The organism is uncultured Gimesia sp. (assembly GCF_937919775.1).
Taxonomy (GTDB): domain Bacteria; phylum Planctomycetota; class Planctomycetia; order Planctomycetales; family Planctomycetaceae; genus Gimesia.
Genome location: NZ_CALFPF010000360.1, coordinates 1 through 7,925 on the forward strand (window position 1 = coordinate 1; position 7,925 = coordinate 7,925).

Below are 7,925 nucleotides of genomic sequence, written 5' to 3' on the forward strand. Positions count from 1 at the left end.
CCTAAACCCAGCGCCCACTATTTCTGGGGAACTTCACAACATATCTAATCAAATCACACGAGGCCCAAGTCAAACAAAAGACCAGACAAGAACTCTCTGAATCCGAGCGTCAAATATTGATTGATATTTGGCTAGCAGTTGCAACAAAAGAAAATATCTCTGATCCTGGTAGGCTGCCATACACAGAACCGCTAAAAACGATTCAAAGAAAATTTTTCTCTCAAACTTCTATTTTTGTCCCTGAAGGAGAGGTTTTCCATTTCTTGGTTAATCGTAGAAAAGCAAGAAAGCTTCCACGACCAAACCAGGGAACATAACCAAATAAATAAGCTGCAAGCTTCCGTTATTCATAATGTATCCGCAGATAAAAACGAGTCCCCCCTGAATTCATATGAGCTGAAGACGATAAAGACTTCGAACATCTTCCAAGATCCGAATTCAGATAGCTGCTTCACATCACAGTTCCTGCATTTGACACCGTAATCAGACCCGTTACAGTTACAGAATTGAGACAGGTCGGGACGCGCGGGATGTTCTGCGGGTTTCAGTTGCGGAAGGCAATCCGGCCTTTTTTCCATCTCACAACAGGGTTAGTTATGACAGACAGCAATCACGCGGAAACAGACGCCACCCCTCCCTTAGAACCTGCCGCCAGTGAAGGAGCATCTGCCATCAGCGAGTTGAAGCCGCTGCGCATCTGGCCGCCGATTCTGTTGTTGATCGGGATGGTGGTGACGCGGATGATGCCGCAGCTGGTGGAGTCGAATTCCGTTCTGCCGCTGATGATGTCGGTGTTCGGGCCTCTGGTGTGTGGAGGGCTGATTCTGGTGTGGTGGGTGCTCGCCAGCCGCGCGACGTGGAAGGAAAAGCTGATTGGTCTGTTTGTGGTTCTACTGGCAGGAGGAGCGACGCTGGCGTTGATCGACCCGACGATGAAAGGGCCGGGCGTGATGGTACTCACCGCGCCGATGGGGCTGGGGCTGTTCGGGATCACGGCGGTGCTGGTCTCCCGCCTGCGTTCGGTGAAACGCACTTATATTATTGTCGCCTGCTCGGTGCTGGGTTTTGTCTTTTCGCTGTTACTCCGCGCGGAAGGGATGTGGGGTGACTATGACATGGCGTTGGCCTGGCGCTGGACGCCAACCGTTGAAGATCGATTATTGGCACAAAAGAATGTGGAACCTTCTGCAGAACAGTCAGTCCTGACGGCTGCGGAACTGGAGACCGCGCTGGCAGAACCGGAGTGGCCCGGCTTTCGTGGTGCGTTGCGTGACGGCGTCATCACAGGGGTCTCACTCGATGCCGACTGGAAGCCCGAAGTGGGCACGCCGCTGTGGAAGATGCCTGTCGGGCCCGGCTGGTCTTCGTTTGTGGTCGCCGGTCCGTTGTTGTTTACTCAGGAGCAGCGGGGCGAGGAGGAATTGATCGTCTGTTACAATGCGGAGACGGGAACAGAACTCTGGCAGCAGGAAATCAAAGCCCGATTTTTTGACGCGCTGGGCGGTCCCGGCCCGCGGGCGACACCTGTGCTGGCGGACGGTGCGCTGTATGTGATGGGGGCCAGCGGGCATGTGCTGCGGCTGGATCCGGGGACAGGCAAGATTGTCTGGCAGCAGGACATTCGCAAAGTGGCAGATCGGGAACCGCCGATGTGGGGTTTCAGTTCTTCGCCGCTGGTCGTAGACGGGACCGTCATCATCTATGCCGGCGGCAAGGATGAGAAAGGGCTGCTGGCCTTTGATACGGAAACGGGAGAGTTAAAATGGTCGGCTCCCGCCGGCGATCATTCTTACAGCTCGCCGGCTCTGTTGACCATCGCCGATCAGCCCGTGATTGCCATGCTGACGAACAAGGAACTCACGCTGCTGAATCCCGTCGATGGTGCGGTTCTGCTGAAGTATGACTGTCCCTTTGAAGGGCAGCGTACGTTGCAGCCCCAGCTGGTTGGCGAGAATGAAATTCTGATTGCGACTGGCATAGGACAAGGAATTCAGAAGATCCGTGTTTCGAACAACGACGGAAAATGGGCGGCAGAGCAGGTCTGGATTGAAACGGGCCTGAAGCCGGACTTTAATGACTTCGTGATCTTTGAAGGGCATGCCTACGGTTTTGATGGAACGATCTTCACTTGCTTCGATCTCAAAGACGGGAAACGCAAGTGGAAAGGGGGCCGCTACGGAAAAGGCCAGGTGCTGCTGGTCAAAGACTCCGGGCATCTGCTGGTGATCAGCGAGCAGGGCGAAGTCGTTTTGCTCAAAGCAGATCCGTCAGGACATCAGGAGCTGGCGCGGTTTTCTGCCCTGAATGGTAAAACCTGGAATCATCCGGTGCTGATCGGTGAGCGTTTATATGTGCGCAACTCCGAACAGGCGGCCGCGTATCGGCTGCCGGTTGTGAAGTAAACAGCGTCTGTCCCGTTGCCAGTGCGACAAGTTTTTCTAATCGGCAAACTTTTTGTTATTTTTGTTGTTACCGCAGATTTCCTATATTAAAATGGAGAGAATACGTAGTATATGCCGTTGATTGAAACAGGATGTTTGTGAGCCGACGGGCCTGTATTCCAAACGATCCTGCATCAATGAAGGTGATTTCCATGTATCTGCTGGCAACGGTCTGTTCACTCTGTCTGATCATCTTTGGGGTCCTGTATCTGTATTGGGGCGCTCGTGCAGCCCGCCTGTATCGTGGAATTCTACAGCAGCGGACTGTAGACGATTACACACCTCTCGCGACAGTGATTCTGTCACTCCGCGGCAGTGATCCGTTTCTGGTACATTGCCTGGATGGGCTGTTGAATCAGGATTATCCGGATTATCGGGTCAAGATTGTCGTCGATCATGTCAGTGATCCGGCATTGGGCTTTGTGAATCAATATCTGCGTACGCATCCTCATACCAATTGTGAGGTCAGTCTTCGCCATCAGCAGTCGACGGGCTGCGGTTTGAAGAATGCGTCTCTGGTGCAGGCGATTCAAAGTGTGTCTGCCGATGTGGAAGTGGTGGCCTGGCTGGATGCGGACGTGGTTCCCCATCGTCACTGGCTGCGCGATCTGGTTGCCCCTTTGCAAGATGCCGAAGTCGGGATTGCCTCTGGTATCCGCTGGTATGCACCACAGTCGACCAACGCGGGCACGCTGGTGCGGCATGCGTGGAATGCGGCGGCCGTATTGCAGATGCTGTCGATGGACGTTGCCTGGGGAGGTTCAATCGCATTGAGCCGTTCCATGTTTCAAGATCCACTGTTGACAAACACGCTCTCGAAAATGATGTGGGAAGATACCGGTCTGAAAGCGATTGCCGATCAACTGAATCTAAAACTGGTCTTCGCACCGGCAGCGACGATGATCAATGCGGAAGCCATTGCCTTCGATTCCAGTCTGCGGTTTATTACGCGTCAGATGGTCAATGCCCGTTTTTATCACGCGCAGTTCCCGTTCATTGCGGCTATTGGATTTATTTCGGCGCTCGCCCAAACAATCCTGATCGTGCTGGGGCTGCTGTTCCTGAATCAGGGACAGCAGCTGGCAGCCGGCCTGGTCGCGGGAGTGCTGGCCTTTGCCGGCGGTTCGGTGGCGTTTTCGATCTATCGCCTGGGGTCACGGATTGAGCAGCTCGTGCAGTCCCGCGGCGGTCGGTTCCGTCGCCACCCGTTCAAGACGCTGGGTTATCTCTGGCTGATGCCTTATCTGTTCTGTGCCTGCCTGATTGCCGCGATGCGCACCCGTATCATCAATTGGCGCGGCGTCATCTATTACGTGCCTGCGCCGTTCGAAGTCTATATCAACCACTACGAGCCGTTCCAGAAACCAGCGCCGGTAAGTGTCAGAGCCGAACTGGAAAACGTTTCGATCTGAGTGACGTATGATTGCCCGATACTGATGATAGAAGTATCTGCAATTCGTAAATTCGGTTGAGAACATTCCGTTGAGAACTTTAAAACGAGATGCAACAGCCACCGGGTTGACGGATCACTGCCTGCTCATGTGCGTGAAGTCGATGAGACGGATCATCCGTGCTGCCTGCTTTTTTCTATTGAGAATCTTTTCCGGCAAACATGTTTTTTCTCTGATTTGGTTGGCTCTTCAGGATGATATTTGATCAAATGTAGCCCAATGCTCATTTTGATTCCGAGTTATCTTTTCGTCCGGACAGTGAAGAGGCAATGATGGCAACACCTGAATTTCCGCGGCCGTTCCAGTTTGATTTACCGCTGTTCAGGAACCAATGCGGGCCGGCAAGCCCGTGGAACCAGGCGATTCTTGCATGTAAGTCCGCTGAGATCTGTGAACGCCAGTCGCGCGCGACCTTTGATATTTTCAAGAAATACAGTGAAACCAGACTCGCTGCGCAGCGGGAAGATCTGCAAACCATGAGCGACAATGGCGAAGAGGGGACCCCCGACTATCTGGAACTTAAGGACAAGATCACAAAACACGAAAAAAAATTCGAAAACGGCGGCGGAGGGAATGCTCAGTTTCCCTTCGTCAACCACGACGATTTTTCATTTCCGATCTTTCGCGTGAAACGTGACGCCGTCGGGAATGTGATCACCGGCGAGGTTAACCTGCAGCCTTATAATATCGAATCGTTTCCCTCAGCGTGGTTTCCGCGCACCGGAAATAAACAAAGCGGGTTCAAAGCTCTGGATGTCCCCCAGCCCGACGGCTCCTTTCGTCCCAGCGGTCCGCAGGGCAAGGATTCAGACGGTGCAATGATCCTCTATGATGTCCAGGCAAAAATCGAGTATGATTTCTGGCAAGTCACCACACTGCTCGACGCGAACGGCTTGTCAGCCGGCGGCGGGACCGTCGGGGATAAGATCCTGGCGACAGGCTCTGTCTCGCGTTTTGATGCAGCCGGCGTAGGCGCGCGTCATCCAGAAATTGATCCGAATGGCAGTTCGCGCGCCACGGGGCTCCCCTATCTGGGCGGCCTGCTGCTGCCGGAAGATCTGGCGGACGGTATTGAATCGAAGATTCAGCATGCCCTGATCTTTGCCATGCCTCGACTGCGTTACTTTCCGGAGCCCCTGCCGGCACATCCTCCCAACTGGGTTTACCCGGCGACGCACACCGAGTTTTCGAACGGAATTGCTGACCCCGACGCCCTGGCCGCCGGGCAACGCATTGGCTTGAGAGACGAACTCTATGATCGAGACGGAACCACGCATTCGACAACCGATCTCATTAAAGACGAAAACCTGCCTCCCATTGTCCGTATTTTTCTGGACGCACTTTATAACTACGGCGCTTTTCTCGTCGACGGCGCAGGGGGCTTCGCTTTCGCCGCCGAAGACATTCACACGGCAAATTTAACGGCAGCGCAGGCCAAAGATCTCACGGATCCCGCAGTAGATTTGGAAGACAACGTCACACCCTGGCAGCATGTCATGGAATTTCTCAATGATTATCTGTATCAAAAATTGTTGAACGAATCCGGGCTCGCGTTCGCTTACCTTGATGACACGAACGGATTCCGTCCCAACTTCTTCATCGCAGAGGACCTTGAGTCGTTTTATCGCGAACAAATTTGAAAGCAGGTGAATCAAAGGTGGCCGACACCTTTAAGGCCTCCCAACACAAAAACGGCGGCTCGCGCCGTGCCGCTCACTTTGATACAAGCACCTCAAAAATATGTCCGCTTTTCTCCAGCTACATCCCTGTTATCTTGACTCTATCGGCGGTTCGTTTATTGAATTTCAAATCGTTTTCATTCAACCAATTCCCTCCACACACGAGAGAACATTGAACGCAGTCAGGCGGGCGGACACACAGGTCACGCCCCTACGATTTGGTTTCACTACACCAAAACAAATTCGAACTGTTTCTACATCATTGTTCCCGTGAGCGGAATGGCGCTAGCCACCGGTTTTGATACAGGAACCAAAAAGCAAATAAAGGGTCCTGACACCTTTTACCTCCGCGCTGCCACGTGAATCAAAGGTGTCCGACACCTTTTCAGATCCCAGGATCGTGATTAAATTCAGCCTATCCATTTATTAACGGCAGCAGCAGATTGACGGCGGTTCTGAGGGCCAGGAACACTGAAGAGATCAAGCCGATAAAGGCCAGAATTTTCATCCAGGCCGGGATGGAATTCACGCCTTTCATGTCGGCGCGGGTGGCCAGCCAGAGCATGGCGATGGCCAGCATCGGAATACCTAACACGGTCAGCGATTGCGCGAAGATAATCAGGCCCACCGGTTTCACGCCCATCGATTTCGTATAAATGGCGACGCCCATGCCCACCAGCAGCGCGAGCACAGTGAACAGTTTCGGCCACTTCTGATCGATGTAACCGCCTAAGCCGAAGCCGTCGGCCAGAATCGAGCCGCCAATCATTGCGTTAACCAGAAACGAACTGAAAGCACCGGCGAAAATCCCCAGCGAGAAAATCACCATCGCCGATTTGCCAAACGCCGGCTCCAGACTTTTCGCCACATCAGACACGGAATTCAATGCGGTGACGTCCGGATTCTGATAGAGGACTTTCGCAGCCGTGATCAGCACCATCATTGTAATCAGCCCCAGCACACTAATGCCCAGTGTCGAGTCGATCAGCCCCTGTTTCAGATTGGCTCGCGTCCAGCCTTTCTGCCGCACCAGGTACGATTGATAAAAAGCACCCGCCACAGAAAAGGTGGTCGCATACAAGGCCACCAGCGGCGTCATTAAGTCCTGTACTTTTTTCGTCGATGCATCCCATTTCGGCAGAATCGTATCGAAGGTCCCTTCAGGAATCGAAGGAATGAAACCGGTGATCGCCGCCACCCAGTCCGGCTTCACCTGAAACAGATTGATGGCGAACGCGATCATCATGATCGCCACCAGCAGCTTCATCAGTTTTTCAATCAGACCGTACAGATGTTTGAACCCGTACAAGGCCATGATAATGAACGCGTTCATGCCGACAATGATGCCGATCGAGACGTTGCTCTTATCTTCAATGAACGGCTCGACCGCTGCCAGAATTCCCAGGTTGTTACTGAATTGAAAACAGGCGGCGATCAAAAACAGGATGATGCCCGTCGCCGCGGCAATCGGTCGCCCGGCGCGCTTCGCCAGCTCTTCACAGATCGTCCCCTCCAGTTGAATTCCCAACCGGGCCGAGAGCGCCGTCATCGCGATCATCATAATCACGGCGATCACCAGTACCCAGATCATCTGGTAGCCATAGGTGTGACCGATTTTTGAAGCCGACAGAATACTGCCCGGCCCCAGCACCACCGACGCGGTAATAATCGCGGGACCGAGACTGCTGAGAATACGTTTGAATGGATTCGAAGACGGTTCGTTGTTCATAAAAACCTGCAGTATTTTCTAAATAAAAGAAAGTAATGGACTGCATCTTAACAAACGGGTCCCTCAAAATAAGGGTTCGCCGGCCAAATTTTATTCAAATCGGTCGTAAATCACGACTTCTTCGAATGGCAACTGTCCGGCCCGTTCGTTGGCAGGGCGGACTGCTTTCCCCACAACGATAAACATCGAAATCAGATAATCGTCGGGCAGGTTGATCAGTTGCCCCACTTTCTCGAAGTCAAAACCGTCCATCGGGCAGGTATCGTAGCCCATCTCTTTGGCGACCAGCATTAACGTCTGCGCGGCCATGCCACACGAACGCAGGGCTTCGTCCCGTTCGATCTGTGTGTCATCTTTATAATAGGACAAAATCATCGGCACCAGTGCTTTCTGAACCGGCTCGGGTGCGTTTTGCCAGTAGCGGTGGGGATCTTTTTCCCAGGCCTTCAAATCCGCACAAATCACGACCAGCAGCGAAGCGTCGGTCACCTGTGCCTGATTCCAGGAGACCTCCCGGATTTTTTGTCGCAACTCCGGATCTTTGACCACCACGAATCGCCAATGCTGAATATTAAAGGCGGTCGGGGAGAGCAGAGTGTAGGAAAGCAGCTTTCGGATTTCCTCT

5 protein-coding genes are annotated in these 7,925 nt (G+C 53.1%); 3 read left to right on the forward strand and 2 right to left on the reverse strand.

Annotation, left to right across the window (positions count from 1 at the left end):
• Nucleotides 1-596: 596 nt before the first annotated feature.
• The 3 genes from Q0294_RS09990 to Q0294_RS10000 all read left to right on the forward strand — a co-directional run bounded on the left by Q0294_RS09990 (nucleotide 597) and on the right by Q0294_RS10000 (nucleotide 5,532).
• The gene (locus Q0294_RS09990; RefSeq protein ID WP_299464205.1) at nucleotides 597-2,402 is read left to right on the forward strand and encodes a PQQ-binding-like beta-propeller repeat protein; all 1,806 of its coding nucleotides are present in this window, start codon (nucleotides 597-599) and stop codon (nucleotides 2,400-2,402) included.
• Between the two features lie 137 nt (nucleotides 2,403-2,539).
• Entirely contained in the window at nucleotides 2,540-3,853 is a 1,314-nt protein-coding gene (locus Q0294_RS09995; protein WP_299464209.1) for a glycosyltransferase family 2 protein, read from the forward strand.
• Between the two features lie 308 nt (nucleotides 3,854-4,161).
• Nucleotides 4,162-5,532: a hypothetical protein gene (locus Q0294_RS10000; protein ID WP_299464212.1), complete on the forward strand. Its 1,371-nt coding sequence runs from the start codon at nucleotides 4,162-4,164 to the stop codon at nucleotides 5,530-5,532.
• A gap of 454 nt (nucleotides 5,533-5,986) precedes the next feature.
• Here the strand turns inward: Q0294_RS10000 and Q0294_RS10005 are convergent, their stop codons facing one another.
• Together Q0294_RS10005 and Q0294_RS10010 are read right to left on the reverse strand one after the other, a co-directional pair.
• Nucleotides 5,987-7,300, reverse strand: coding sequence for an Nramp family divalent metal transporter (locus Q0294_RS10005; protein WP_299464215.1), 1,314 nt, complete (start codon nucleotides 7,298-7,300; stop codon nucleotides 5,987-5,989).
• Between the two features lie 90 nt (nucleotides 7,301-7,390).
• On the reverse strand, nucleotides 7,391-7,925 hold a 535-nt coding region (locus Q0294_RS10010; RefSeq protein WP_299464218.1), incomplete at its 5' end, for a nitroreductase family protein.